Origin of the sequence: Fibrella arboris (assembly GCF_041321095.1) — a bacterium.
GTDB classification, from domain to species: Bacteria; Bacteroidota; Bacteroidia; order Cytophagales; family Spirosomataceae; genus Fibrella; species Fibrella arboris.
In genome coordinates this window covers 152,588-179,255 of the sequence record NZ_JBGGWE010000012.1, presented here as the reverse complement: position 1 = coordinate 179,255, position 26,668 = coordinate 152,588, and the positions used below count along the sequence as shown (strand labels likewise).

Sequence of the window (26,668 nt, the reverse complement as noted above, 5' to 3'; positions counted from 1 at the left end):
GTGTTGCTTTTGCTCTGGGCGCGGAGCCCACAGCAAAAGCAACACGTCACAGCATTAAGTGGCTAAACTCACTCATTGTCACAGTCTCAATTCGCTCAATGCCTGTGCATATTGGGCAGGATTTGGCACGCCATGATGCCATTTTAGTTGGTTTTCCATGAAACTGACGCCCTTTCCTTTCACGGTATGGGCAATGATGAGGCTCGGCTTGTCGGCGGCAAATGGCAACGCATCGAACACCGCTTGCAGGGCCTCAAAATCATGCCCGTCAACGTGGCGCACTGCCCAGCCAAAGGCTTCGAACTTCTGGTCGAGCGGGTCGGTATTGCAGACATCGGCCGTGGGACCGGAGATCTGGAGCGTGTTCTTGTCGACAATGGCGCAGAGGTTATCCAGCCTGTAGTGCGACGCCAGCAGGGCTGCCTCCCAGTTCGACCCTTCGGGCAATTCACCATCGCCAAGGAGTGTAAACACCCGAAAATCAAGGTCGTCGAGTTTAGCCGAAATAGCCGTGCCAACGCTCAGCGACAGACCATGCCCCAGCGAACCGGTGTTCTGTTCCACGCCGTTGATCTTTTTGGTTGGGTGGCCGATGTAGTGCGACTTGTACTGGCAAAGTGTTTCCAGGTCCGATTCGGGAAAGAACCCCTGATCGGCCAGGACCACGTAGAGCGCCTCAACGGTGTGGCCCTTGCTCTGTATGTAGCGATCACGGGTGGGCGACTTCGCCGTTTCCGGGCTTACGTTCAACACGTTGTTATACAGCACAGTCAACACATCAATACAGGACAGGCTGCCGCCCGTATGACCGGCCTTGGCCCCCACAATGTATTTCAGAATTTTCCGCCGGTATTCCACCGATTTTTTAGCTAACTCGCTGGTATTCATAGGGTAATATTCCGAAGAAATAAGCTGGAATCAGGCATTTTGCCGTCAGAGTCAAGTAGTAAAAAGGCGCGTATCAGCTAAAAGTCAAGGCGCCTGTCCCGTCACGGGTATCTGTTTACCGTATGTAGTTGTGTCCATTTCCGCCGTACCTGTCTGGCTCGCCTGGCCTGTTGACCGATTTAGTGTTTAGCCTTCATAAATCCCTGAAGTTGCAGCCAATCGGCAAAGCGGTCGATCCAGCCGTCGGTGGGCAGGTTGTGTTTATCCATCCCAAACCCATGACCACCTTTCTCATACAAATGCAGCTCGGCGGGGCGTTTGGCAGCCAGCCATTGGCTATATAGTTCCACGCTGTGCGGAGCCAGGTTGAGCTGGTCATCTGATGCACAGGCAACAAACAGGGGCGGCGTATCGGCCGTTACCGTACCGCGCAGACTGGCAGGCATGTAGGCGTAAACAGGTGCCACAAAAGCCGGGCGGTTTTCGGGCGTATAGCCAAAAGCCGCTGAGGCCGTAACCGTGCCCCCCGCCGAAAAACCCATGATGCCAATCTTGTCGGGGGCAACACCCAACTCGGCGGCGTGTTTCCGAACATAAGCAATAGCGGCCTTTCCATCCGCCACCGACAGGGGGATGGTGGCTTTATTTTCGGCGTCCCATTCGGCTTTACGGGGGCCATTAATGCCCGCCATCATGTCGGCAAACGGGTCGTCGGTATTGATATGCGCGGTTCGGTATTTCAGTACGAACGCTGTGATGCCGCGTTTTGCCAACCAGGTAGCGGCATCATTCCCCTCACTGTTGATCGATAGAAAATGGAAGCCGCCGCCTGGACAAATAATGACCGATGCACCTGTGGCGAGGGCCGGGTCGGCCGGGAAAACGGTCAGCGTCGGGTTAACCACGTTGAAGACCGTCATCAGGTTGATGGCGTTTTTATTGTTTCGTTTTTCTTCCCATTTCCAGTCTTCCGAACCGGGGGCAGGCCCGTTGTAGAGCCGGATTTCGTTCTGTTGCGCCTGTGCCATTCCTGACAGCAGCACCAGTATACCAATCAATTTATTCATCTGCGTTTCCTATTCATGCTGATGTACCTCCCAGCCCATGTAATTTTCCATGGCTTCTTTCAGCACATCGGCCGTTTTCGAGGCATTCATCACCACATGGTGTTCAAAGCCATTGCGGCACACGTATTGCATCAGGCCCTGCAGGTTGTCGATCTGCGCCACAGCCCGGTTGCCAAACGTATTCAGCGCGTCGTCGGTCAGGCGGCCTTCGCCGATATAGGCTTTCATAATACCCTTCGTATCATCGGTGCTGATACGCCCGTAGGTGAGCGGGCTGGCCGGGGTACGTCCCGCCAGGGCACCGTAGGTGTTCTCTTCGCCGACCGTGGTGCCCAGAATCGGAGCGGTACTGATCTCAATGTCGGGCAGGAATGATTTGGCCCAGTTACCGCAGTGGAACAGCACGCACTTGTCTTCGTCGTCGGCATAATTGTTATTCCAGTCGACGAGTGCGCTTGGCGAACCTGAGGCCAGTTGCATGGCGTACATGCTCAGCGTACCAGTCACGTCTACCTCGCAGGCGCTCGGCAGCATGTTTTCGCTCATGAGGCTCATGCTCGTGCAGACATTGCAGCCGTAGTTCTGTTGCAACGAGGTCCAGCACTGAATAGCCGTGGCGTCGAGGGCGTGTTCCAGCATAAAGTCGTTCAGCACCACATCGAGCTTGGCGATCTGCACCAGTTTATCGTCGGGCGTGCGGCCGGTGGGCGTGTAGGTCCGAATGGCATCGAGCCGGTCTTTTACCGACTGGTCGGCGGCGGTCAGTTTATTGGCTACACCCAGGATATGCGACAGATCGACCGTGACGACCGAAATACCGTTGCGTTGCAGGATTTTCTCGCTGTACCGAACCGTGTTGAACGCGCCCGGCCGAGCCCCGATGGCGCCAATCCGGACGTTGCGCAGCCCTTTCACGACCCGGCAAACGCCCATGAAATTTTTAAGGTCGGCCGCAAAGCTGGGGTCCGACGGATGAACGACGTGTTTGGTAGTCAGCGAATACCTGATACCGAACTGATAGAGGTTGTTGCAGACCGAAATTTTGCCGCACCATGCATCGCGCCGCCGCGCCACATCCATGCGGTTCAGATCGTCGGGGTAAGCCTGAATCAGCACAGGTACGTCCAGACGAGCCAGTTTCAGGGTTTCGGCCACACCTTTTTCGTCGCCGAAATTGGGGAGCACCACGAGTATGCCCATGATCTCATCGGCATGCTGGCGGAAGAGTTCGGCGCATTTCTGTGCTTCCTGAAACGTTTCAACACCGCCCAGCTTCGTGGCTGACTCGTCCAGCATGATGGGCTGGATGCCCACTTTTCCGAAGGCGTCGAGCAGATCGGAGCGGCATTCGCCAACCAGTTTATCAGGAAAGAAATCGCGGTTACCAATGATGACCCCCATCGTGACAGGGCCCGTTGTTTTCACATTCATATACTAGATCGAGTCTACTTCCCGGTTTCGGATAGCCACCGAATTAAGCCTGTGTATTTCGTTTGCTTTCACAAAACACGTTATATACGCCTATGACGAATTATCATCCACCCGTTACAGGCCAATAGGCAGCATAAATACAGTTATTTCATTGCAAATGTAAAGTTTTATCTAAAAAATGAAAGAAAATGAAATAAATAGAAAATAATAAAAAGCTTCTCACTGTTGATTTTAAAAACCATACTGGCCAATTAGCAGAAAGCGGGTGGTCTGTCATTGGTGTTGGCAGTTTATAGAGAATTAGCTTTCAGATGTACGACAGATTGGCTTCAGGTGAACGGAACGACAAAGTGGCTTGTTGCTAAATCAAGCCACTTACTATGTCTCAAAGCAACCCAAAACATATCTTTCTGGTAGACGATGATGAAGATGACCAGTTTCTGGTGCAGCAGGTCATTAAGCAGTATAGCCCCGAATCAACTGTCGAGGTGTTAGATAATGGGGAGCAATTGATTTGCGCCCTGAAGCATACATCCACCCTGCCATCGCTGGTTTTATTAGACCTCAATATGCCCCGAATGAATGGCCTGGAGGCACTTAGGCATGTACGGGCCGATCAATCTTACAATGACGTTCCTATCGTCATTCTGACTACATCAGACAATGATGGGGATCGCCAGCAGGCGTTACGTTTACAGGCGACGGATTATCTGGTCAAGCCTGGTACGGCCGAACAAATGGGGCATCTGGTGGCTGTTATCACGCAAAACTGGCTGTAGCCAGGTACGTTGACAGGCCTGAAGGCAACGTACCTGGCTACAGCCAGTTTATAGTATAAGATAAATACACTGTTTGGTATGGTCCGGGCGTTTCAGCCACTCCGCCGGTTGGTAGGCTTACAGGCTGAAACGCTTCCTGTTCGTTTGCCGTCGCTGAGGCAGCTGCTTTAGTCGCTGACCGTAAACGTGTAGCTTCCCGATCCTAACGGAATCAGCACCTGCCCATTCAGCTGGCTTACGCCTTTCCAAGCCGTAATTGATTGACCTGTTTCGGTAATCTGGCCGACGTTCTGAGCGGGCAAATAGAGCGTAGCGGTCGTGTTGGCGGGCACGGTTGTTTTGTACGTCCATCGAGTTCCCTCGCGTTTCCATTCGCTGCTGATTCGCCCATACACTGAATCGTAATACCCTTTGGCGAACGTCATTTTTCGAGTTGGGTCGGGGGTTGGTTGCAATACGATCTCTTTGAAACCAGCCGACTCGGGATGTCGCTGAATACCAAGCGAGTAATTGTACATCCAGGCGGCCACGGCTCCGAACGAATAGTGGTTGAAGGAGTTCATACTGTTATTGCCCCCAAATCCATTTTCGACCGTATACGAGTTCAGCCGTTCCCAGATTGATGTGGCTCCGTTGACTACCGAATACAGCCAGGACGGGTAATCCTGCTGCTGCAACAGCCGGTAGGCCGTAGCCGGGTGTCCATTCTCCGAGAGCGCCTCGGTGATCGAAGCTGTCCCGATGAAACCTGTCATCAACGAATAAGCAGGCCGCTCAACACCGCCATCGTCTTTGTTTTTCCGCTCGATCGACTCGTTCAAGTACCGAACAGCCAATGGCTTGTTGGCCTCGTTGAACAGCCCCAGCGCCAGCGGGATGGCATACGACGCCTGTGTGTCAATGAGTTGGCCTTTATCTGACTGCTGTGCTTGTTGCTGCTGGTTTGGCGGACCCATAAAGCCCGTTTTCACGCCCGATTTCACGGTTTTGTGCGTTGCTTTGTCTACGTAGACCTCGTTCCAGGTGGCTTTCAATTCAGCCTGCCGTTTTCTGAAGCGGGTGGCCTCATCGGGTTTGCCCAGCACCGTGGCCACTTCGCCCATCACACCCAGGTCATAGGCATAATACGCCATCCAGAACAGGGTATTATCATTTTTATTCCCTTCCGGACTTAGCCAGTCACCCAGCGGGCCTTCGTTCAGGATGCCGGTCTTCGGTTCCACTTTCGTCTCCAGGAACTGCATATACCGCTTCATGGCGTCGTAGTGTTCGCGCAGCAACGCCAGGTCTCCGTATTGCCGATACGTTTCCCAGGCCACCACGATCCCGGCACTTCCCCAGAGCGTCCCGCCGAACCCACCTCCCATCGGCGCTACATCGGTGAACCGACCACTTTCGGCCTGTACGTCGCGCATCGCCAGCAGGTGCCGGCGCAGGAACGGATCGGCGTTGGTCAGGTACGTTGCGCTGCGCGAGAAAACCGAGATATCGCCGCTCCAGCCCATGCGTTCGTTACGGGCCGGCGTGTCGGTGGGAATAGACAGAAAGTTGCTACGCAGCGACCAGGTAATGTTTTGCCACAGTTTATTGACTAGTGCGTTCGATGTTTCGTACTGCGACGACAGCGCGTTTATCGAACTGATAACGAGCCCCTTCACGTCGGTTACCGGCACCGCTTTCTCCAGGCCGGTCAGTTCCAGATAGCGATACCCGTGAAACGTGAAACGGGGCTGGATCACTTCATCGCCGCCTTTTAGCACGTATATGTCCTGCGTCAGGGCGGCCCGAATATTTTCCATCATCACCATGCCCGTATTTTCTTTATACTCGGCCAGTTTCGGGTATTTCACCTCCGCATAGCGCAGGGTGATGACCTGCCCTTTTTTGCCCTTTCTGATCTGGATTTTTGGAAAGCCCACCATATTCTGCCCCATATCGTAGACAAACACCTTCGGCCGAACCTCTTCGACGCTTAACGCGGGCATCGTCTTCACCTGACTTGCGTTCTCGCCGATCTGGCCGATGAGTTTGGCGTCGGCATACGTCAACGCTGACCTACGGCCCATCACATCCGTGAAGGTGCCCTGATAAGCGGTGCCTTCGAGTGGTACCGCAACAGCCGGTTTCCAGGCAGCATCGTTGTAGGCGGATGTCGTCCAGTTTTTTACCGGTGCTTCTTTGGTGGCGTCATATACTTCGCCCTGAAAAAAGGAGCCATAGCGAACGGGGCCATCGGTGAACACTTTCCACTCGCCGGGTGTCGACGCGATAACCTGTTCTGTTCCATCGGCATACGTGATCACCAGCTTACTCAGCAACGACTGGCGATCACCGAAATAATTCCAGCTTTCGCCGCTGTAGGTGATGTTGCCGCTCCACCACCCTTCGCTTAGCCAGGCGCCGATCGCATTGGTTTGCCCCGGTTTCACCGCGCCCGTCAGGTCGTACGTCTGGTACATATGGTGTTTGTTGTACTGGGTCAATCCTGGATTGAAGTAGTCATTGCTAACCCGATTACCGTTCAGATACAGTTCATAAATGCCCCGCGCCGTGACGTACAACCGGGCGCTGGCGATGGGCTTGGCCTGCGTCATGAATGTCCGCCGAAGCATGGGGGCCGCGTTTTTGCTCGGATTGGCAATGACCAGCCCTCCGCCTTTCACCACATACTGCCCATTGCTGACGGTTAGCTTTTCTGATCGGAAGATCCCGCTGTAAGGCTGGCTAGTCAGCTCCTCAGCGAATAAGGCGTTGGACGGAAAACGAAAGTTTCGAATGTTTACTGCCGAAAAGTAAGCCAGTTGGTTCGCAGGTACGTTGAATCCGATATCGGCCACCATCGGAAAACTGATGAAGTTATTGCCACTTCCCACGGGGTTCAGGTTGATACCCCGCGCCGCAAATGGGCCAGGCGCCGGGGCTGTTTTATCGATAAGCTTATTCGGCTCGTCCCCTCCGTCGATGAATAAGTCGAACAGGCCAAAATTGCACTCGGCCAGCACCGTATGTTTCTCGTACTTGTTGGCGGCGTTGATCAGCGTTTTCGGGATATCCAGGCGTTTAAACGGCACGTCTGCCCGGTCGGTTTTGGCGTAGCCGACCCGGTAAATGTTCAGCGTTGCCAGCCCATCCGGCGCATCGGTGACCGACGATATATCCAGCTCGAAAGCGATATAACTTTCGTCCTGTTTATTCGCCACACCCGTCAGGTTGAGGTTTCGGTTCATGAGCCGCCGGTCATTGGCACCTATCACAAACGCCGCCCTGGTCGACTGGCTGGCCTTGTCGAGTTGCAGGCCAAACTGAAACTTGAACACAGACAGGTAATGGGAATAGAACACCAGGTCATCGTTGCCACCGCCAATCCAGGTAGCCCCCGACCAGCCGGCCAGGGTTGGATTCATCAGGCCGGTTTCAAACCACGACATAGTGGTCACTGACTGACCGGTATGGTCCCAAACCGTTAATTTCCAGGTATAGCGGGTCGTTGGCTGAAGCGCTTTCCCTGCGTAGTCGATGCCATGCGATAAACCCGAAGCTACTTTCTTCGAATCCCAGACCACCAGGTTACGCGCGTCTGTTACAACCAACTGATAGGCCGTCTGGGCGTAGCCGCGTTTGGCATCCAGCGCCTTCATCTGCCACGCAAAATGAGGTGTAGGCTGGTCAATTCCCAACGGTGTTTTCTGATAGTCGACGGTGAGGTTGTCAACAGCGAACTTGGCAAAAGCCGTACTGAAAAGCGTGATCAGGAAAAGAAAGGTTACGGCCAGGTGTTTCATGTTCATAGGTTTAGGGCCATGGGACTGCGGATGTAGTACTGATGCCGGTGTTGCGCGGGCGTCAGCATTACATCCGCAGTTCCGTGGCCGATCTCGTCTTAGCTTAGTGCGTTCCGGCAAAAGGCAACGCATTTTTTTACTTCGGCCACGGCATTCGAGCCAGCTGGTATCTGGTATTCCAACTCAACGGTGGCCGGGAACGTGTATTTCTGGTCACGCATCAGTTTCAGCACCGGCAATAATGGCGTGTCGCCCTGCCCCCAAACCAGATTCCCTTTACCATGCTCGGCTGTTTGGCGGTCTTTGATGTGCATGCTGGCAATTCGGTCATGCTTCTGTTTGATCAGGGCCAGCGGATCGGGATTACCAGCAGCGACGTAATGCCCCAGATCGAAGTTCATGGCGTTGGCTGGCGATTGCGCCAGTGCCGTATCCCAGAAGGTTGGCGTCTGCTGTTCATGCCCGTGATACCCAACCCGAATCCCATGCTTCTGGGCCATGGTCCCCAGTTTCAGCGTGTGCGCCTCATTGCCGGGGTGCTCGAGCGTAACCTGATTCGCGCCCAGCAGTTTGGCGGCTTTCAGACCGTATTCGATCTCGGCGTCTGCGCTTTGCATACCGAAGGCATCCGGCTTAAATCCGTAGATTTTCACGCCCGCCTGGTTGTACATCTTCCGAAGCTGTTCGAACCTGGCCATCGGTGCCGAGAGCCGCCATTGGGTCATTTCGGTCCGGTAGGCTTTCGTCTGCGCATCGGCTTCAGCCAGCAGCTTGGTTTCCTCGTCGGTGAGCGGCTGCTTGTCGCGTCGCTTGCGCATCAGCGGGAAAATAGCCTGCATATTGACTACGTTTTTCGGCGCACCAGCAAAGGTTTCGGCCGGGCCGCCCATCAGTTCGATGGCACTGATGCCGCTGTCTAACACATACTGCAAGGTTGCCTCGGCGCTTTGATCGGGCATATCCCTGAATGAATAGGTGATGACCCCAATCTGTACACCGTCGATCAGGGAGTTGGGCTTGTCGCCCAGGCTACGGATAAGCGCCGGAGCGCCAAAAAGTTTGTGACTGCTTAACACCGCGCCCGAAACAAGCGCTGCCGTAGTTCCCAGAAACTGCCGGCGGGTTGACTGGTTTTTCATGATTGACTGATTTAGGAATGTGACGTATGAGCTGGAAGGCAAGCTAGGCTGACGGCTCAATGTATATCGCTGGTAGAACAAGTCCATAATCTATTTTCAGCGGCGCTCTACTCTATTCCTTGCCGCCGTTTATAGCTCGCTCAATCGTATAATTGCTCAGGTACGTTTCCTTCCTATTCAGGCAAGCCCGTTGATTGGCCTTCGTTAATTTGCCGGGAGATAGAGAGAATGGCTCCTATCGGGTCTTTTACAGGTAAATCGTGCTTAACAATTTATGAAACGTAGAGAAGCCATTCAACGAGCGGCCCTGATGATGGGGGGCGTGCTATCGGCGCCCACTCTGGCAGGTGCTATGGGGCGGATACTAAATGCCGGACCGAGCGTACCGGTCTCGCCTGAACAGGAAGCCTTGCTGGCCGAAGTTGCCGATGTGATCATTCCCACTACCACCACGCCGGGCGCGAAAGCCGCTGGTGTCGAAAAATTCATTGTCCGCGTTATGCGTGACTGCTACCCACAGGCCGATCAGGAGCAATTCTACGCGGGGCTGGCCAAACTGGATGGGGAGAGCAAAACCAGGTTTAGCAAAGGGTTCGCCGCCCTGGAGGCAACCCAGAAAATAGAGATGGTCAGGCAAACGATGACGACCGACAAGCCTTTTTTCCTGCGCATGAAAGAGCTGACCACCACCGGTTATTTCACGTCGGAAATCGGCGCGACCAAAGCGCTCGAATACCTACCCATTCCCGGTCAGTTCAACGGTTGCCTGCCGATGAAACCCGGTCAGAAAACGTGGGCAATCTAAAAAACAGTTCACAGTCTTCTGTTTACAGTCTTCTGTTGCGTTGCGAAGGCACGTGTTGTTGAATTAGCAGCGCAACAGAAGACTGTAAACAGAAGACTGAAAACAAACTCTCTTCAGACATGTATTTATCTATTGATGCGATAAAAGACCAGACCTACGATGCCATTGTGATCGGGTCGGGCATATCGGGCGGCTGGGCGTCTAAGGAATTGACCGAGAAAGGGTTACGTGTGTTGATGCTCGAAAAAGGGCACCAGCTCGAACACGTCACCGACTACGAATACGCCATGAAAGATCCCTGGCAGACCCAATACAATGGTCGTCTGACGATGGATCAGAAGGAGTCGCACCCGAAACTGGCGCGCGATTATCCGTACAACGAGATGACCCAGAATTACTGGATGAAAGATACCGACTCGCTCTACAAAGAAGAAAAGCGGTTCGACTGGTATCGGCCCAATATCGTTGGGGGGAAGTCCATCATGTGGGGTCGGCAGAGCTACCGGCTGAGCGACATCGACTTTGAGGCTAACCTTAAAGACGGCATCGCTGTCGACTGGCCGATCCGGTACAAAGATGTGGCGCCCTGGTATTCGTATGTCGAGAAGTTCGTGGGCATTTCGGGCGAGAAACTGAACCTACCGCAACTTCCCGACAGCGAGTTTTTGCCACCGATGGAGATGTACTGCGTGGAGAAAGAAGTACGGAAACGGATCGAGAAAAACTTTCCCGGCCGCACCATGACCATCGGCCGCGTGGCGAACCTCTCGAAGGCAGGTCAGGCGCAGCTGGGTGTTGGCCGGGCGCAATGCCAGTACCGCAACAAATGCTCACTGGGTTGTCCGTTCGGTGCGTACTTCAGCACGCAATCCTGCACGCTCCCGCCAGCGGCCAAAACCGGCCTGCTCACCCTTCGTCCCGACTCGGTGGTGACCGAAATCATGTACGACGAGAACAAGAAAAAAGCAACGGGGGTGCGGGTAACCGATGCCGTGACGTTGCAGAGCAAAGAGTATTACGCCAGCATCGTGTTTGTTTGCGGTAGTACACTGGGCTCAACGGCGGTGTTGCTGAACTCCAAATCGAACCGGTTCCCGACGGGTATGGGCAATGACTCGGGCGAACTAGGCCATAACCTGATGGATCACCACTTCCGTATCGGTGCATCGGGCGATTGGGAAGGCGATCTCGACAAATATTACATTGGTCGCCGGGCCAACGGTATTTACGTACCCCGCTACCGGAACATCGGCTCCGACAAGCGCGACTACCTGCGTGGTTTCGGCTATCAGGGTGGCGGCAGTCGGCAGGGCTGGCAGCGCAACGTGGCCGAAATGAGCTTCGGCGCCGATTATAAGGAAGAACTGACCAAGCCCGGCCCGTGGACAATGGGACTGGGCGGTTTTGGCGAGACCCTGCCGTACCACGAAAACCACATGTACCTCGACAAGACCGAGAAAGACAAGTGGGGCATGCCGCTCGTGGTGTTCAACGCCGAGCTGAAAGAGAACGAGCGTAAGATGCGGATCGACATGATGAACGACGCCAAGGAAATGCTGGAAGCGTCGGGGGTGAAAAACGTGAAAGCGTATGACCGTGGTTCTTACCTGGGCATGGCGATTCACGAAATGGGCACCGCCCGGATGGGACGCGACCCAAAAACATCGGTCGTAAACGCCAACAACCAGCTCCATGCGGTAAAGAACGTCTTCGTGACCGACGGCGCCTGCATGACCTCGGCGTCCTGCGTGAACCCGTCGCTGACCTACATGGCCCTCACCGCCCGCGCGGCTGATTTTGCCGTGAAAGAGATGAAAAAGAAAAGCATCTAAGTTTCGCCCAGTCTTTCAATGTAAAAAAGGACGTACCTGCGCAGGTACGTCCTTTTTTACATTGACCTGGTGTTGTATGTAGTTACTTGTACAAAACGAGTAAAGCATAATACGAGGCTTCTTTTTTTGGCTTAACTCAAGCGAGAACGATGATGAAGCCAGTACTCCTTTTTTGCCTGCTACTCGCCGAAGCAGTAGCCTACGCCCAGACAGCAGCCACACCCGCACTGAGTGAAGATCCCGTTTTTCGTATCATGCTCCCCCGGCGGATCGTGTATCCTGCCGCAGCAGAACACGCCGGGGTTTACGCCAAAGTGTATGCTGGTTTCCGTATCGACAGCAAAGGGCATGTTCAGGATATTAGCATATTGAACCCCACTAAAATAGGGTATGGCTTTGAGCATGAAGTTATAAAGAAGCTGAAAAAGCTTCCGCCATTAAAACCAGACTACGAAGGCACCTACGCCCTTCCGGTAACATTTGCCTTATCCGATTATGGCAATGGCGCTAAGGTGACGAGCACAACGAATAGCTTATCGAACATGTATCTCGGGAATCGGATTCTATTGACCGAACTAAAGATTGTCGGCAATGTGATGCCAATTGAAAAGGGTCATGAACTTGCTCCTTACACCTTGGGCACCGTTCCGCTAACTGATCGGTAATTCGCTTCTGTTTCATTCGCAGAAAATCAGATCAGGCCAACAACTGCGAATTGTAATCCGAATGCTGTATAATGGGACAAAAAATGCTTTCTGCTCCTGATGAGTTGATAGCTTGCATTCATTAGTCGTTCCCATGCCCCTTACTCCTCTGCTTGTTGGCGTCGATGTTGGCACCACGAATTTAAAAGTACTTGCCATTGACCCCGATACGATGGAGCTCGTGGCCCACGCCGCCCGGCCTGTTGATACCGACGTACCCAAACCAGGCTACGCCGAGCAGAATGCCGAGGCCATCTGGCAGCTACTGCTGACCTGCCTGGGCGAGTTGACGACCGAGGTAGCGGCGGCTGGTCGAACTATTGGCGCGCTCTGCTTCAGCACCGCCATGCACAGCATACTGGCTGTCGATGAGGCAGGTATTCCGCTCACGGCGGCGCTGATCTGGTCAGACAATCGGGCCAGCCAGGAGGCAGCAGGAATGCGAAAAGAAGACGGTGACCTGTACAAAACCATTGGCGTACCCATTCACCCCATGCTGCCGCTGTGCAAACTGGTGTGGTTTGGCCGTCACCAGCCCCGTTTGCTGAAACGGGCCGCCCGCTGGCTGTCGCTGAAAGAGTACCTGTGGTGGAAACTGACCGGCCGCTACGAGATCGATTACGCCATGGCCACCGCAACGGGGCTGTTTGATAGTCGCAAAGCAGCCTGGCACCGCCCAGCGCTGAAACTGGCGGGGATCAATGACCAGCAACTAAGCACGCCGGTCAACACAACGCATCTAGTCCCTTATGCCGCCCTGCCGGGAAACGTTGTGCCGGGTTTACCGCCCGGTACATGGCTGGTCATTGGCGCGTCGGACGGTTGCTTGGCCAATCTGGGCGCGGGTGCCGTAGCGCCGGGCATTACCACGATCACCATCGGCACCAGCGGCGCCGTTCGCCGAACGAGTGTGCGGCCTATTCGCGACGCACAAAGCCGCCTGTTTTCATACCCATTGTATAAACACGAAACAGGGTCGACCACGGCTCATCCTGAGGCACCCGACGCCGATTTATCAGACTGGTATGTGGTGGGCGGGCCAACCAACAACGGGGCTAATGTATTGGAATGGGTGTCGGAGAAACTGGCAAAACAGGACGTACCCAGCGTGTTGGCCAGCGCCGCCACGGTAGCTCCCGGTTCCGATGGGTTGCTGTTTCTGCCATACCTGCAAGGTGAACGCGCCCCACTCTGGAACGCCACCGTACGTGGCAGCTACCGCAACCTCGACTGGCAACACACGCAGTCGCACCTGATCAGGGCTGCGCTCGAAGGCGTTATGTTTAACCTGCGGCAGATCGAATTATTGCTGGCCCGGCATGCGGGCCCCACGCGCGTCATTCATGCCAACGGGGGTTTTGCGCAATCTGACTTTTGGGTGCAGATGATGGCCGATATTTTTGGTGTACCCGTTCGGCTCAATGCCAGCAACGAAAGCGGTGCTATCGGGGCGGTCCTTCTTGCCCGACTGGCACTGTCATTGCGTAACCGCGAACCTGTATCTTTGAGCGACTTGACTCGTCAGATCGCTTTCGGGCAGACGTTTCAGCCGGACTCCGAACGGCATACCGTTTACACACAATCATTCAAGGTATTTCAGGCGTTGCTTGATGCTGTGTAGCACCGAAGCTCCAGCTTCGGTAGTGAAACTGGTCTTCAACTACCGAAGCTGGAGCTTCGGTGCTACCCCTCCCTACCGAGCTATGGACTTTCTAAACACCTTACTCTTGCTCACCGTCGGCCTGGCGGGGGGCGCTGGCCTGGCCACCTGGCTGCGTGGCAAAAACGCCGCGCCTGTCACTGATGTCCGCCACGAATCGACGCTGCTGCTGGAACGAATCGAGAAGGTATTCAAGGTAGTGATGGCAGAAGGCTATTTCTCGGAAATCTACAATTACCAGGATCAAAAGAAGATTCTGTATATGTTCAACGACCCCAAAAAGGCCATGATCATCGCCAAATCGAAGGTGCTGGTGGGGTTCAATTTTCAGAAAGTACGGTTTCGGATTCCCGAAGCGGCGGAGGGTCGCCCCGGCAATAAAACCCTGATCGTTGAGGCGTTCCCCGAACCAGAAATCCTGTCGGTCGACACTGATTATAAATTCTACGATATTCAGGCGGGCATTCTGAACCACTTCGACAGTGAAACGTATACGAGCATTCTGGAAGACGCCAAGCAAGCCATGCAGAGTCGCGCCATGCAGAGCGATTTACCCCGCATTGCCAATAACCAGATACAGTACATGATGTATCAACTGGCCAGGTCGATGGGCTGGACCCTGCAACTTCCTGAAGGCGACCAACGCCGGATCGAAGCGCTCGAGCAAGACAACCCGCTGGCCTTGGACCCACCCACCTTGCCTTGACATACCAGGCGGTGCATATGTAGGGGCGGCCGGAATGCCGGACCACCCTCGTGGCCGCCCCTACTTGTTGCGCCGATAAATGGGCACACACCTGTTATCAGCCAGCATAGCATGATAACAACGTATATCAATATGCCTGAACCTTCATGAAGCGAATCGCCGCCTGGGCGGCCCTGTCGGTCCGAAAGCGGGCGGCCACGAAGGTGGTCCGGCATTCCGGCCGCCCCTACATATGCACCGTCTGGTTGCTTATCCTGCTTGCTGGTTGCCAAACAGAAACCCGGCATTCGGCAGAGCAGGTGCCTGCTTTTTATCACTGGAAAGCCACCTACGCGCCCACCGTTTCTGAGCAGGCAACGATAAACAAGCTAGGCGTACAAACACTCTACGTTCGTTTTTTCGATGTGGACTGGGACGCCTCGGCCCATACCACCGTTCCGAAAGCAACAATCACGTTTCGGCAACGAATGCCATCAGGCAGGCGTATTGTGCCAGTAGTATACATCACCAACAGAACCGTGGCGAATCTGTCTGCCAGCAACGTACCTGAACTGGCCCGAAACCTGGTGAAAAAAGTTAGCCTGTTGGCCGCCAAATCAGGTATTCGGTTCAACGAGATACAGCTCGACTGCGACTGGACACAGTCTACACGCAATGCTTATTTCACTCTTTTAAAAGCCATTTCGCGCGAAACCAGCGTGCCCCTGTCGGCGACCATCAGGTTGCATCAGGTAAAGTTTGCCGCACAGACCGGCGTTCCCCCGGTGGCGCGGGGTATGCTCATGGCTTATAACACCGGCGACTGGAAACGCCCCGATACGCAGAACTCCATTCTTGACCTGAACGACCTGAAGGCCTACACCGATTACCTGCCCGGTTACCCGCTTCCCCTCGACGTGGCCCTGCCCCTTTTCCGCTGGACGGTAGTGTATCGAAAGGGCCGGTTTCTAACCCTGCTCAATAACGTTGGGCAGGCGCAGGTACGTGTCATTCCAGGGCTACAGCAACAAGCCGATTCATCCAGATACGTGGCTGCCCGCGACACAACGGTATTGGGCGTCAGGCTACGACGGGGCGATCTGTTACGCACTGAATTCTGCTCGATAACTAAATTAAAGGCGGCGACAAACTTGCTTCTGGCACAATTGCCCGATCAGAAACGTACATTTACCCTCTACCATCTCGACTCGCTCGTTTTGCACCCATATACCCATGATGATCTCAAAACGCTTCTCTCCCGTCCGTAGAGTGTTGCTGTTACTGGCTATTCTGGTTGGATTTGCCTGTGGGCCCGGTGCCGAAGAAATGGGTGAATTTTTTAGTCTGTTTCAACCAGAAGCGGCTACCTATTCACCAGTCGACGGGCGCTATATGTTTACGCCCCAACTGTATCATGCGGGCTTCTTTGGCGTGGATGAAGCTCCCGATTCCGCCTCGGCCCAACTAAACACCGATGCCTGGGTGCGGTATTTGGGCGCTGGCTTCGCGCCCAAACTGGTCGGCGACGCGCTGGCCGACACGTCGGCCAACAATGCGCTCGTGAATCGGTTGGCGACTGCCAAACCAGCCGCCGCAACGTACCTGCGGTTTGCCTATGCGGCCCAACAAGCCTCGGGCGATGGCTCACCCTGGGGTGAATCGCTACCCGATACCGTTCAGCTCACCCAACTGAGTGCCCAGGCGCAGACATCGGCCTTATCAACCAACGATCCGTTTTTAAAAGAACGTTATGCTTTTCAGGCTGTAAAGCTGGCCGACGAAGCCGGCCTTTTTACGCAGTGTCGTGATTATTACGCGCAGTTGGTGGCCCCGCTCACCAAGCCGTCGTTTATCAGCGGCTGGGCGCAGTGCCGACTGGCGGGGGCGCTCTTGGCGGCAGGTCAGACCGACCGGGCCATTTTTGAGTTTGCCCAGGTCTTTGCCAACTGCCCTACCCGCCGCCTTGCCGCTGAACGCAGCCTGCGCCATCGCGGCCTACGCTTCACCGAAGCGGCCCTGGCCTTTGCCAAAACCGATGCCGAACGGGTAGCAGTTTATGCCGTCTGTGCCATTCAGCCCAAACAGGATGCGCTGCCGTTGCTGGAAAAAATGGTTGATCTCGATCCGAAAAACCCACTCAATGAGCTGGTGCTGGCGCGGGAAATAAACCGTAACGAATATTATTTCGCCGCTAAACAGTTTCCCGGCTATGTGGAAAACGACGAAACCCGCGCCGATTCTGTTGCTTTCGAAGCCCGCCGAACGAACGTACCTGACTACGCTGGTCAGCTGTTGGCCTTCACCGAAAAAGCAGCTAAAAACGCAGCATTGGGCAATTCGGCTTTTTACCTGACTGCCGCCGCCTATCTCCAATACCTCAACGGTGATTATAATTCAGCTAAAACCACTCTCGATAACGCTGCCCAGCAGCCCACTGCCAACCAAACGCTGAAACAGCAGATAGCCCTGCAACAAATGCTCGTGCTGGCCGCTCAGCCCGGCCTGCCCGACGCAACGACGGAAACCGCGCTGATTAGCTACCTGACGCAATTCAAACAGGCCAGTGTACCCGACACGACCCAACCCTATACGACTAATTTCCGCTTCACCAACGCCATTCAGACTGTTGGAAAGCAATTGGCAGCCCGCTATATGGCCACGGAAGACAACAGCCAGTCAACGGGCTGGCTGTCGGGGTGTACCAAAAAGAAGCCCGACGAAGGCGACCAATCAACATTTGTGGGACCGCGCCAGGCGAAAGCCTTTCTGATGCGCCTGATCACCACCGGCAACAGCAGCGCAGGGTATTCGCTCTATGATTTCGACGCGCAGATGGCTCTTGAGGATTCGACTTCGCTGCGTACCGCCCAAAATCTGGCCTACTATATCACTAACCCCATCAATGAATTCGATGAGCGGTTAGTAAAACTCGCAGGCGTTGATGCCGACTATGCCTACCAGCTGGTCGGTCGGCGGGCATTGGCCGAAGAGAATTATCAGGCAGCAGCTAATGCCTTTGGGAAAGTGAGGCCAGCAGTCTGGCAAAGCGAATCGGTGCGCAGCAATTTCGCGATTGACCCGTTCAGCGTCAACATGCCCGGAGAGGGTAAGCCTCGTAATCCATACAGCCCGGCCCAGTTTGCCAGCCGCCTGAGTGCGTTGTTGAAACAAGCCATTGCGCAACGTCATACGGAGCAGGCGGCTCAGGCCTGGTACGCATTGGGCTGCGGTGCCTACAACCTGACCTACTACGGTAATGCCTGGTTTATGCAGCATCGTTTCCGTAGCAGCGGCGAGCCCTATACGTATCGGTACGGGTCAGGCGATATCGCTCAACTCGATCACTTCTGGAACGATCCGTATTACTCGGCAAAAACGGCGCAGGTCTATTTTTCCAACGCTGCTCAAGAAGCAAAAAACCCGGAACTGGCGGCCAAGGCCACCTATATGGCCGCTCGTTGTGAAGCCCATGCGCTATCGGCACGTCGGGCTGTTGAAGCCGCTAAAACAGGTGGGTACGTTGCCGACGATGATGAGGCGTTCAACGCCAGGATGCGTCAGATCACGACGGCTGAATACGATACATTTTTTAAGGCGTTTCAGTCTCGTTACCGCCAAACGCAGTTTGCTCAACAAATGCAGACCCGCTGCGCCCTCTACCGCGACTTCATGGCAGGGGAATAGGCGCTGGGCAAGGTGCTGAGGGCAGGGCGTGTTGCTTTCGCAAGCCCATTTCTCTTGCCCACCTGCCCTACAGCAGGCGAAAGCTCAGGCGATGATGTGGCGTAGTGCCATACGCACGGATAGCAGCGCGGTGGCAGGCGGTTGGATACCCCACATTCTGGGCCCATCCGTAGGCTGGGTACGTCAGGCCAAGCTGTTCCATCAACTCATCACGATAGGTTTTAGCCAGTACAGAGGCCGCAGCAATGCTCAGATACAGTGAATCGCCTTTGATAATACAGGTGTGCGGCACCATTGGATAGGGCGTAAACCGATTGCCATCGACCAGCAGATGCTCGGGCCGAACCGCCAGCGCATCGGTAGCGCGGTGCATCGCCAGAAAGCTGGCTTTCAGGATGTTGAGCTGGTCGATATCCGCAGGCGATACCTCGGCAATAGCCCAGGCAATGGCATCGCGGCGTATGTCGGCCTGTAAGGTGTTTCGCTGGCGCTGACTCAGTTGCTTCGAGTCGGTCAGAACGGCGTGTCTATAATCTGATGGCAGAATTACGGCCGCCGCCACCACAGGCCCCGCCAGGCACCCCCGGCCTACTTCGTCGAGCCCCGCTTCAAGAATAGTAGGCGTATGACATGATTTAAGCATAAACTAGTTTCTGTCTTCTGCCTTCCGTTGCTTCGCTCCCAGACTAAGCCGTTGGGTAACGAGCAGTAGAAGCCAGTCGTCAATCTTCCAGGCTGTTTCCGAAAACGGTATTTTTCAGGAATAGGGCGGCCAGCAAAAACGAGATGCCCCAGTACAGATACGGCCGGTACTGGTCCTGAACGTCTTCATACGTCTGCACTCGCACGGGTGCACGCTCAAGCCGGTCGATGCGCAAAAATACCTCCCGGAGTTGTCCTGCATCAGTGGCGCGGAAAAAACCACCCCGCCCAACGCTGGCGATCGTTTTCAAGATGCCTTCATCAAATTGCGTGGCTATGCCCAGTGTATCAGTGGTCCGGGTACGTTTCCCAACGGCAATGGTATACAGTTTTACGTTAAAATTCTGTGCCAGGCGCGCTACGGTGAGTGGGTCCAGGTTACCGGCCGTGTTGTCGCCGTCGCTCAGCAGAATCAGTACTTTACTTTTGGCGGGCGAGCTACGCAGGCGGTTAATGCCTCTGGCCAACGCGTCGCCAATCGCGGTACCCGTAGTCCGAATCATAGTGGAATTCAACTCGCGGATATACTGGTTCAGCAGGGCATAATCGGTTGTTAATGGGCAAAGCGAAAAGGCCTCACCCGCGAAAGCCACCAGCCCAATACGGTCATTTTTGCGCCCATTCACAAAGTCGAGCGCTACCTGACGCGCCGCCGCCAGTCGGTTAGGACGAAGATCTGTTTCTGTCATGGATGACGAAATGTCGATAGCCAGCACAATATCGATTCCCTCCGACTGTTCTTCCCGAAGCTGCCGAACCACCTGCGGCCGAGACAGCGACAACAGTAAGAAGCTGATTCCCAGCCAAACACAGAGCGGCATCAGGTATCGTAGCGTGCCAACTAGCCGGGTCCACAGGTCGGGCTTCGGCCCCACCAGCCCCGACAGCGACACCCGTAATTGCTGGTGATATCGCCGCCCTATTATCCTACGCAACCCAAACAGGCCCAGCGACAAAGGTATGAGCCAGAGCGCCCAGCGGTTGTCGTAGTGAAACGACCGCAGGGTTTGAGGTAATAACCAATAAATCGCGTACCAGGGCATGGGATTTTGGATGAGGAATCACGAACGATGGATTGGAGGCCGCCGGAACACGCCTGTGTCAGTAACGAATCGCCAACTCAATTTTTCATAACGCCATTCGAGGCATTGGACTAACGTCCTGACCAACGAATTCATGTTGCTGGTATTTAAAATAAGCCGCCATGGCAATCATGGCGGCGTTATCAGTGCAATACTCAAACTTCGGAATGAACACCTGCCAGTTCTGTTCGGCACCCAGTTCGAGCAGACTATTGCGCAGGCCGCTGTTGGCCGATACGCCACCCGCAATGGCGATCTGACGGATACCGGTCTCGCGCACCGCTTTAGTGAGCTTCTTCAACAACATCTGTATCAGGGTATGCTGAATACTGGCGCAAATGTCGTTCAGGTTATCAGCCACAAACGCTGGGTGCTTGCGCGTCTGATCGCGGAGGAAGTACATGATCGCCGTTTTGATCCCGCTAAACGAAAAATCCAGATCGGGCATATCGGTCAGTGGAAAAGGATAGGCCAGCGGGTTACCCAGCTTCGCATATTTGTCGATCAGCGGCCCACCGGGATACGGCAACCCCAGCAGTTTGGCCGATTTATCGAACGCCTCCCCAACGGCATCGTCCTGCGTCTGGCCAATCACCTGCATAGCAAGCGGGGCGTCTACCCGAACCAGCTGCGTATGTCCACCACTCACCGTGAGGCAGAGAAACGGGAAATCAGGTACGTTCTGATCCGGGGAATCTTTAATGAAATGGGCCAGTACGTGCGCCTGCATGTGGTTTACTTCGATAAGCGGAACATTCAGCCCCAGCGCAAACGCCTTGGCGAACGATGCCCCCACCAGCAGTGACCCCAGCAGCCCTGGCCCACGCGTGAAGGCAATGGCTGACAGTTCCGTTTTTGCTACCTTTGCCTCTGCCAATGCCTGCTCGACCACCAGTACAATATGCTGTTGGTGTGCCCGTGAGGCCAGTTCGGGTACCACCCCGCCGTAGCGTTCGTGAATGAGTTGAGCAGCAATACTATTCGACAGGATGCGGCCATCTGTGAGTACAGAGGCCGAAGTTTCGTCGCAGGATGATTCGATGGCAAGCAGTGTCATTCCTGCAAAATTACAACCTTTTACCGCACTGCCACCGCAACACCCCATGCCACAAACCATTGCTCAGATTGCCCTGGTCGTTGAGGACTACGATGCGGCCATCCGTTTCTACGTAGATAAGCTGAATTTCACGCTCGTTGAAGATACCACGCTGAGCGACACCAAGCGCTGGGTACGGGTGGCGCCACCAGGGCAATCGCCCGAATCGCCGGGCTGCCAGTTATTGCTCGCCAGAGCGGCTGACGATGGGCAACGGAGCCGGATTGGCAACCAGACGGGTGGGCGCGTTTTCCTGTTTCTGAACACCGACGATTTCTGGCGCGACTTTCAGCGGTTAACCCAAAACGGGGTTCAGATCGTGCGTGAACCTGCCGTTCAACCCTACGGGACAGTAGCCGTCTTTGCGGACCTGTATGGTAACCTCTGGGACCTGATCGGGCCAACCATACCGCCTACAAATTGAGGCGCGAAAATGTGTAACGAAATCAACGCTTTTACCGTTTAACCTGTATTCCTTTAAACCGTGAGGCCCATTTCCGATCGAAACCTACGGTAGCCGGGACAGCCTCACCACTACACCCTGCATGCGGTCATTTGTTCACATACTCCTGAAAACGTTACTGCTGGTGATGCTGGCCTTTGTAACGCTTTGGGTGATGTTGCAGTTGCCACCTGTGCAGACTTACCTGGTACAACGCGCCGCCAAATGGGCTACCGGGAAACTTGGTATGCAGGTAGACATCGGGCAGGCGTCCATTAAATGGTTTGATACGCTGACGCTCGAAGATGTCAGGGTCCGGGATTTCCAGAACCGGCCCATGATCCATATCGGGCGGCTGGAAGTGGATTATAACCTGGGCAATTTCGTTGATTTTACGACCCTTCCTGACTGGCTGACGACACTGTTCCTGAAACCGGGCACTCAGCTCCGTAAACCAACCAGCGCCACTCACCTCGACGAGGTGGTACTCTATAAGCCGAACGTACAGCTGATCTACAGTCCTAAAACGGGCGACCTGAACCTCGACGATTTCATTGCGGCCATTGAACGCCTTACCTCCGATCCGGCTACCATCAACGTGCACAGCGATATGCATGCCCCCTTTACCATTGGCAAAGTAGCCGTGGTTGACGGATTCTTCTCGATGGACGACCCGCGTGAGGCGTATATGAAGAACCCGAAAGACTTCGATTACAACCATCTCCGGCTATCGGCTATCAACGGGGACGTCAAGGATTTTCTGGTGCTGGGCGACACCATTGCGCTTAGTGTGACCAAGCTGCGCACCATTGACCGGCAAACGGGCCTGACCGTGAAGCGGATGGACACGAAGTTCATGTATTCGTCGAAGAAAATGGAGTTTGCCAACCTGTACATGTCGGTGAACAACTCGGTCATTCGCGATTACGTCGCCTTTCTGTACAACACCCAGAGCGACATGGGTGACTTTAACACGAAAGTGGCCATACGGGCTAATTTTGGCAATACCATCATCCGTTCGGCCGATCTGGGCGCTTTCAGTGAGTATGTCCGACAGCTCAACGAAACCTGGTTTTTGAGTGGGACTATGCGGGGAAGGGTAGTTGACCTCAGTCTGGTCAATACAAACCTGCGCTTTGGTCCGCAGGGGCGCAGCCGATTGGTTGGTGATCTGGCTTTTAAAGGCCTGCCCGATATGGATCATCTGCTGGTGAACCTCCGCTTTCAGCCTTCGCTGGTGACCATGGCCGACATTCGGCAATATTATCCCGAGCCATCGTTTAACCAGACCATGGCCAAGCTGGGTACGTTGGCGTTCAATGCCACTTTCACCGGGGCATTTGATGACTTTACCACCAATGGGCAGTTTAGCTCAGCGCTGGGTCGGGTGGCTGGCAAGCTGAAACTTAAACTCGCCGATCAGCCCGATCAGACGACCTACGAAGCTGATCTCACCGCCGACAATTTTCAGGTGGGTGAGCTGATCAATCAGCCGGGTACGTTGCAGGCTATAGACGGGCATGGCTATTTGAAAGGTCGTGGCACAGACATCAGTCGTGCCCAGGCCGATATCGACGGCCAGTTTGCCCGGTTCGGCTTTGGTGGCTACGACTACAAAAACCTGGTGGTGCAAGGCAATCTGCAAAAAGCGTATTTCAATGGACACGTAGCCCTGCGCGACCCTAACGCCAAGCTCAACCTGGATGGCGAATTTGATCTGCGTGGCCCTCGCAACCAATTCGATGTGCGCGGTACGGTGCAGCAGGCCGATCTGCGTGCCCTCGGCTACACCCGCGATTCGCTCACGATCAGCACTTATGTCGATGCGATTCTGGAGGGCAATTCGGTAGATCAGCTGGCAGGGAATGCCTATTTCCGGGACGCCTTCCTGACCCTGAACGGGCGTAATCTGGCCGTCGATACGCTCTCGGTCGTGTCGACGATCGAGGGAGCGCAAAGCCGCTATCTGAATATCAACTCCGATTTTCTGTCGGCCCGCCTTCAGGGCAACTACCAGCCTAACCGAACGATAGCTGACCTGAATCGGCTGGTCAGTGAGTATCAGCTGTATTTCGCCGGTGATGCATCGGGCCGGAAAGCATATTATGCCGACAAGCTGATCCGCTCCCTGCGCGAAAAGCCAGCCGCTTACCACGTCGATTACCTGATGACGGTTCGGAACGTCCGCCCATTACTGACGTTCCTGAACCTGCCTGCCTATGTAGCTACCGGCACACGACTTGTTGGCCGCTATACGGCCGACAACACCCAGTTTATTACAGCCAACGTTACCACCGACTCGCTATGGCTGGCTGATTATGCGTTTGGCCCGACCGACCTGGATCTGACTACGTCCAAATTCACGAACTCGGAAGAGGTGCTGGCATCGGCTGTCCTATCGTCGGCCCGGCAGAAACTGGGCGGGCTGGCTCCTACGCAAAACCTGAACGTAGAGGCTTCGTGGGATCAGGACCATATTGATTTTACAAGCAGCGTCGGTCAGACAGGCACCTCTAATCAGGCCGACCTGAATGGTGAACTCCGGTTCAAAGGCGATGCCATCGATCTTACCTTCCGCCAGTCGAAGTTACGCCTGCTGGATACCGACTGGACGTTGAATCCTGAAAGCCTCGTCAGGATGGTTGGCAATGAATTTACGCTACAGAATGTCACAGTTTCCAATCAGAATCAATTCATTACGGCCACCGGCAAAGTATCAACCGATTCGTCGGCCCGGCTGGATCTGGCAGCGCGTAGTTTTCAGTTGAGTTCGCTCAATCCGGTGCTAAACACTAAGCTGGGAGGTCTTTTAAACGGCACTGTTCAGCTCCGTAATCTGTATAAGGCCGCGATTGTTGAAAGTCAGTTGAACGTGACCGGCCTGGCCTATGAAAACGCCGTGATTGGCGATGTGGTGGGTTCGGGAGCCTATGACCCGCTGGCCGAGCGGGTAAATGTCGATGCCCGCCTGATCCGTGACCGGGCCGATGTGTTTACGCTGACAGGTACGTATACGCCGGGCCTGAAAACCAATTCGCTGGCGCTACAGGCCCTCTTCAATAACACCGAACTTCGATTGGCCGAGCCGTTTACCAAGGGGCTTTTCTCGAACTTTGGCGGCACCCTGGTTGGGAAAGTCGATGTTAAGGGCACACCTAAAGCCCCCCTGCTGAGCGGTTCAGTTGATATCAAAAAAGGACGCACCACGTTCGATTACCTGAAAGCCGACCTCTTCTTTGACAATACCGTTTACTTCGGCGATAACGAAATTGTCACGCGTCGCATGATCCTGCGTGACCCCGAGGGGAATACAGCCGTGGTTCGTGGTGGCGTGTATCACGACAATTTCAAGTTCTTCCAGCTTGGGTTCGATGCTGATTTGCAGAAATTCCGCATCATGAACACCACCGCCAAAGACAATGACCTCTTCTATGGCCAGGCGGTTATCACCGGCAAAGCTGAACTCTTTGGCCCACTCGATAACCTGACGGTGAAAGCTGATATGCAGAGTAACAAGGGCACGCGCATGTATATCCCCCTCGATGGCGCCGCCTCGGTTAGCCAGCAGGATTATATTCAGTTTGCCAGCCGCCAGACGGCCACGAAAGATAGTGCCCATCAGGCCGTTGACCTGTCGGGGATCACCATGGATTTCAAGTTTGATATCACCCCCGATGCCTATTGCGAAGTGCAATTCGACCGGCAGTCAGGCGATATTATTCGCACGTACGGTGAAGGGCGCATTGCCATGAATGTCGATACGAAGGGTGATTTCACAATGACCGGTACGTATGGGATCACGCAGGGTGATTACACCTTCACGTTCCAGAATCTGTTGAACAAGAAATTCCAGATTCGGCCCAACAGCCGCATTACCTGGACAGGCGACCCCTACGGCGCCATGATCGACGTAACGGCAGCCTACACTCAGTTTACCTCGCTGGGTGCGTTGCTGCCCACGTCAGGTACGTCGTCGAACATAAACAACAATTCACCCGACCGCACCCGCCGCTATCCGGTTGATCTGCTCATTAAGCTAACCGGCCAGCTGACCACCCCCGACGTTGGATTCGACCTGAAAGTGAAGGAATACCCGGCGTCGTCGGAGTTCAGGCAGGCGGTTACGGCCTTTGAGAACCGGCTGCAAAGCAATGATCAGGAATTGACCAAACAGGTCAGTAGCCTGTTGATTTTCAATCAGTTGATACCCGAAGGCTCCAACCTGTTCAGTCAGGACGTGCAGGGCGGCGTGGGCAATGCACTGGGCGAAATTGTGTCGAACCGGTTGAGCCAGCTCTTTTCCAATGTGGATGAAAAGCTGAATGTTGGGGTGTCGCTAGGCAATGTACTGGGATCTGCCACCGGCACACAAGCGAGCGATAACCTGCTCAACAACCTGCAACTGCGCGTCTCCTACCGACTGCTCAATGACCGCCTGCGTGTCAGCCGCGACGGTGGCTTTACGTACGGACAAAGCCAGGCGAGCGCGGCCAGTCTGCTCGGCGAATGGACACTGGAATACTGGCTCACGCCCGACGGACGGCTACGCGCCAAGATGTATAACCGCAACCAGCAGAGTGCGCTGGGTACGTTGAGCCTTAGTTCGGCCACGCTGACAACCAGCGGCGGCATTAGCATGCTCTATACCCGGTCATTTAACCGCCTGCTATTTGGTGGATCTAAATCGGTGAAACCGGGCATTCCGACACCTGAACAACCCGCTCCGCCTACGACCGGTACACAACCGCTGGCTACCCCACCGCCTAATTCCTCCGCCGATTTATCCGGCAATCAGGATAAGTAGGTACGTTGCCGCCATTACCCATCTTTTATAGTTGTAGACTATTCTTGTTATATTTTTTTCATATACGAACATTAAAATATATACCA

The 26,668-nt window shown here is 54.6% G+C and carries 18 protein-coding genes; 10 read left to right on the top strand and 8 right to left on the bottom strand.

Features of this window, described 5'->3' with window-relative positions; translation table 11 throughout:
• Positions 1 to 78: 78 nt before the first annotated feature.
• The 3 genes from ACAW75_RS20225 to ACAW75_RS20215 form a co-directional block, all read right to left on the bottom strand.
• Positions 79 to 888: a transketolase gene (locus ACAW75_RS20225; protein ID WP_370730561.1), complete on the bottom strand. Its 810-nt coding sequence runs from the start codon at positions 886 to 888 to the stop codon at positions 79 to 81.
• A 179-nt stretch (positions 889 to 1,067) separates the two neighbouring features.
• On the bottom strand, positions 1,068 to 1,955 hold the full coding sequence (locus ACAW75_RS20220; protein ID WP_370730560.1) for an alpha/beta hydrolase: 888 nt from the start codon (positions 1,953 to 1,955) through the stop codon (positions 1,068 to 1,070).
• Positions 1,956 to 1,964: 9 nt separating this feature from the next.
• Positions 1,965 to 3,386 carry an L-fucose/L-arabinose isomerase family protein gene (locus ACAW75_RS20215; protein WP_370730559.1) on the bottom strand — a complete coding sequence of 474 codons (1,422 nt, stop codon included), beginning with the start codon at positions 3,384 to 3,386 and terminating at the stop codon, positions 1,965 to 1,967.
• Between the two features lie 380 nt (positions 3,387 to 3,766).
• Here ACAW75_RS20215 and ACAW75_RS20210 point away from each other — a divergent pair, with 380 nt between their 5' ends.
• Positions 3,767 to 4,165, top strand: coding sequence for a response regulator (locus ACAW75_RS20210; RefSeq protein WP_370730558.1), 399 nt, complete (start codon positions 3,767 to 3,769; stop codon positions 4,163 to 4,165).
• 167 nt (positions 4,166 to 4,332) lie between these two features.
• Here the strand turns inward: ACAW75_RS20210 and ACAW75_RS20205 are convergent, their stop codons facing one another.
• Both ACAW75_RS20205 and ACAW75_RS20200 read right to left on the bottom strand, forming a co-directional pair.
• Positions 4,333 to 7,953 carry a family 78 glycoside hydrolase catalytic domain gene (locus ACAW75_RS20205; RefSeq protein WP_370730557.1) on the bottom strand — a complete coding sequence of 1,207 codons (3,621 nt, stop codon included), beginning with the start codon at positions 7,951 to 7,953 and terminating at the stop codon, positions 4,333 to 4,335.
• Positions 7,954 to 8,045: 92 nt separating this feature from the next.
• Positions 8,046 to 9,086, bottom strand: a complete 1,041-nt coding sequence (locus ACAW75_RS20200; protein ID WP_370730556.1) for a sugar phosphate isomerase/epimerase family protein — start codon at positions 9,084 to 9,086, stop codon at positions 8,046 to 8,048.
• Positions 9,087 to 9,360: 274 nt separating this feature from the next.
• On the opposite strand from ACAW75_RS20200, the gene ACAW75_RS20195 reads away from it, so the two are divergent.
• The 7 genes from ACAW75_RS20195 to ACAW75_RS20165 all read left to right on the top strand — a co-directional run bounded on the left by ACAW75_RS20195 (position 9,361) and on the right by ACAW75_RS20165 (position 18,456).
• Positions 9,361 to 9,891 carry a gluconate 2-dehydrogenase subunit 3 family protein gene (locus ACAW75_RS20195; RefSeq protein ID WP_370730555.1) on the top strand — a complete coding sequence of 177 codons (531 nt, stop codon included), beginning with the start codon at positions 9,361 to 9,363 and terminating at the stop codon, positions 9,889 to 9,891.
• Between the two features lie 119 nt (positions 9,892 to 10,010).
• Positions 10,011 to 11,723 (top strand): GMC oxidoreductase, encoded by a 1,713-nt coding sequence (locus ACAW75_RS20190; protein WP_370730554.1) that lies wholly within the window; start codon positions 10,011 to 10,013, stop codon positions 11,721 to 11,723.
• 149 nt (positions 11,724 to 11,872) lie between these two features.
• Entirely contained in the window at positions 11,873 to 12,388 is a 516-nt protein-coding gene (locus ACAW75_RS20185; RefSeq protein WP_370730553.1) for an energy transducer TonB, read from the top strand.
• A 133-nt stretch (positions 12,389 to 12,521) separates the two neighbouring features.
• Entirely contained in the window at positions 12,522 to 14,048 is a 1,527-nt protein-coding gene (locus ACAW75_RS20180; protein ID WP_370730552.1) for a gluconokinase, read from the top strand.
• An 82-nt stretch (positions 14,049 to 14,130) separates the two neighbouring features.
• On the top strand, positions 14,131 to 14,793 hold the full coding sequence (locus ACAW75_RS20175) for a DUF4230 domain-containing protein (protein ID WP_370730602.1): 663 nt from the start codon (positions 14,131 to 14,133) through the stop codon (positions 14,791 to 14,793).
• Between the two features lie 146 nt (positions 14,794 to 14,939).
• Positions 14,940 to 16,040, top strand: coding sequence for a hypothetical protein (locus ACAW75_RS20170; RefSeq protein ID WP_370730551.1), 1,101 nt, complete (start codon positions 14,940 to 14,942; stop codon positions 16,038 to 16,040).
• Positions 16,006 to 18,456 carry a hypothetical protein gene (locus tag ACAW75_RS20165; RefSeq protein ID WP_370730550.1) on the top strand — a complete coding sequence of 817 codons (2,451 nt, stop codon included), beginning with the start codon at positions 16,006 to 16,008 and terminating at the stop codon, positions 18,454 to 18,456. Before ACAW75_RS20170 ends, ACAW75_RS20165 begins: the two co-directional genes overlap by 35 nt.
• A gap of 67 nt (positions 18,457 to 18,523) precedes the next feature.
• On the opposite strand, the gene rnhB is transcribed toward ACAW75_RS20165, so the two are convergent.
• The 3 genes from rnhB to tsaD form a co-directional block, all read right to left on the bottom strand.
• Positions 18,524 to 19,099, bottom strand: a complete 576-nt coding sequence (rnhB, locus tag ACAW75_RS20160; RefSeq protein WP_370730549.1) for a ribonuclease HII — start codon at positions 19,097 to 19,099, stop codon at positions 18,524 to 18,526.
• 79 nt (positions 19,100 to 19,178) lie between these two features.
• On the bottom strand, positions 19,179 to 20,201 hold the full coding sequence (locus tag ACAW75_RS20155; protein WP_370730548.1) for a vWA domain-containing protein: 1,023 nt from the start codon (positions 20,199 to 20,201) through the stop codon (positions 19,179 to 19,181).
• Between the two features lie 85 nt (positions 20,202 to 20,286).
• Positions 20,287 to 21,297 carry a tRNA (adenosine(37)-N6)-threonylcarbamoyltransferase complex transferase subunit TsaD gene (tsaD, locus tag ACAW75_RS20150; protein ID WP_370730547.1) on the bottom strand — a complete coding sequence of 337 codons (1,011 nt, stop codon included), beginning with the start codon at positions 21,295 to 21,297 and terminating at the stop codon, positions 20,287 to 20,289.
• Positions 21,298 to 21,343: 46 nt separating this feature from the next.
• Between tsaD and ACAW75_RS20145 the strand changes: the two genes are divergently transcribed.
• Positions 21,344 to 21,760 carry a VOC family protein gene (locus tag ACAW75_RS20145; RefSeq protein WP_370730546.1) on the top strand — a complete coding sequence of 139 codons (417 nt, stop codon included), beginning with the start codon at positions 21,344 to 21,346 and terminating at the stop codon, positions 21,758 to 21,760.
• 121 nt (positions 21,761 to 21,881) lie between these two features.
• Positions 21,882 to 26,582: a translocation/assembly module TamB domain-containing protein gene (locus ACAW75_RS20140; protein WP_370730545.1), complete on the top strand. Its 4,701-nt coding sequence runs from the start codon at positions 21,882 to 21,884 to the stop codon at positions 26,580 to 26,582.
• The last annotated feature ends 86 nt before the right edge of the window (positions 26,583 to 26,668 follow it).

Excerpts from the sequence above, each read along its gene's own strand:
- ACAW75_RS20225 (WP_370730561.1), bottom strand. The coding sequence starts at position 888 with ATGAATACCAGCGAGTTAGCTAAAAAATCGGTGGAATACCGGCGGAAA.
- ACAW75_RS20220 (WP_370730560.1), bottom strand. The coding sequence starts at position 1,955 with ATGAATAAATTGATTGGTATACTGGTGCTGCTGTCAGGAATGGCACAG.
- ACAW75_RS20215 (WP_370730559.1), bottom strand. The coding sequence starts at position 3,386 with ATGAATGTGAAAACAACGGGCCCTGTCACGATGGGGGTCATCATTGGT.
- ACAW75_RS20210 (WP_370730558.1), top strand. The coding sequence starts at position 3,767 with ATGTCTCAAAGCAACCCAAAACATATCTTTCTGGTAGACGATGATGAA.
- ACAW75_RS20205 (WP_370730557.1), bottom strand. The coding sequence starts at position 7,953 with ATGAACATGAAACACCTGGCCGTAACCTTTCTTTTCCTGATCACGCTT.
- ACAW75_RS20200 (WP_370730556.1), bottom strand. The coding sequence starts at position 9,086 with ATGAAAAACCAGTCAACCCGCCGGCAGTTTCTGGGAACTACGGCAGCG.
- ACAW75_RS20195 (WP_370730555.1), top strand. The coding sequence starts at position 9,361 with ATGAAACGTAGAGAAGCCATTCAACGAGCGGCCCTGATGATGGGGGGC.
- ACAW75_RS20190 (WP_370730554.1), top strand. The coding sequence starts at position 10,011 with ATGTATTTATCTATTGATGCGATAAAAGACCAGACCTACGATGCCATT.
- ACAW75_RS20185 (WP_370730553.1), top strand. The coding sequence starts at position 11,873 with ATGATGAAGCCAGTACTCCTTTTTTGCCTGCTACTCGCCGAAGCAGTA.
- ACAW75_RS20180 (WP_370730552.1), top strand. The coding sequence starts at position 12,522 with ATGCCCCTTACTCCTCTGCTTGTTGGCGTCGATGTTGGCACCACGAAT.
- ACAW75_RS20175 (WP_370730602.1), top strand. The coding sequence starts at position 14,131 with ATGGACTTTCTAAACACCTTACTCTTGCTCACCGTCGGCCTGGCGGGG.
- ACAW75_RS20170 (WP_370730551.1), top strand. The coding sequence starts at position 14,940 with ATGAAGCGAATCGCCGCCTGGGCGGCCCTGTCGGTCCGAAAGCGGGCG.
- ACAW75_RS20165 (WP_370730550.1), top strand. The coding sequence starts at position 16,006 with ATGATGATCTCAAAACGCTTCTCTCCCGTCCGTAGAGTGTTGCTGTTA.
- rnhB (WP_370730549.1), bottom strand. The coding sequence starts at position 19,099 with ATGCTTAAATCATGTCATACGCCTACTATTCTTGAAGCGGGGCTCGAC.
- ACAW75_RS20155 (WP_370730548.1), bottom strand. The coding sequence starts at position 20,201 with ATGCCCTGGTACGCGATTTATTGGTTATTACCTCAAACCCTGCGGTCG.
- tsaD (WP_370730547.1), bottom strand. The coding sequence starts at position 21,297 with ATGACACTGCTTGCCATCGAATCATCCTGCGACGAAACTTCGGCCTCT.
- ACAW75_RS20145 (WP_370730546.1), top strand. The coding sequence starts at position 21,344 with ATGCCACAAACCATTGCTCAGATTGCCCTGGTCGTTGAGGACTACGAT.
- ACAW75_RS20140 (WP_370730545.1), top strand. The coding sequence starts at position 21,882 with ATGCGGTCATTTGTTCACATACTCCTGAAAACGTTACTGCTGGTGATG.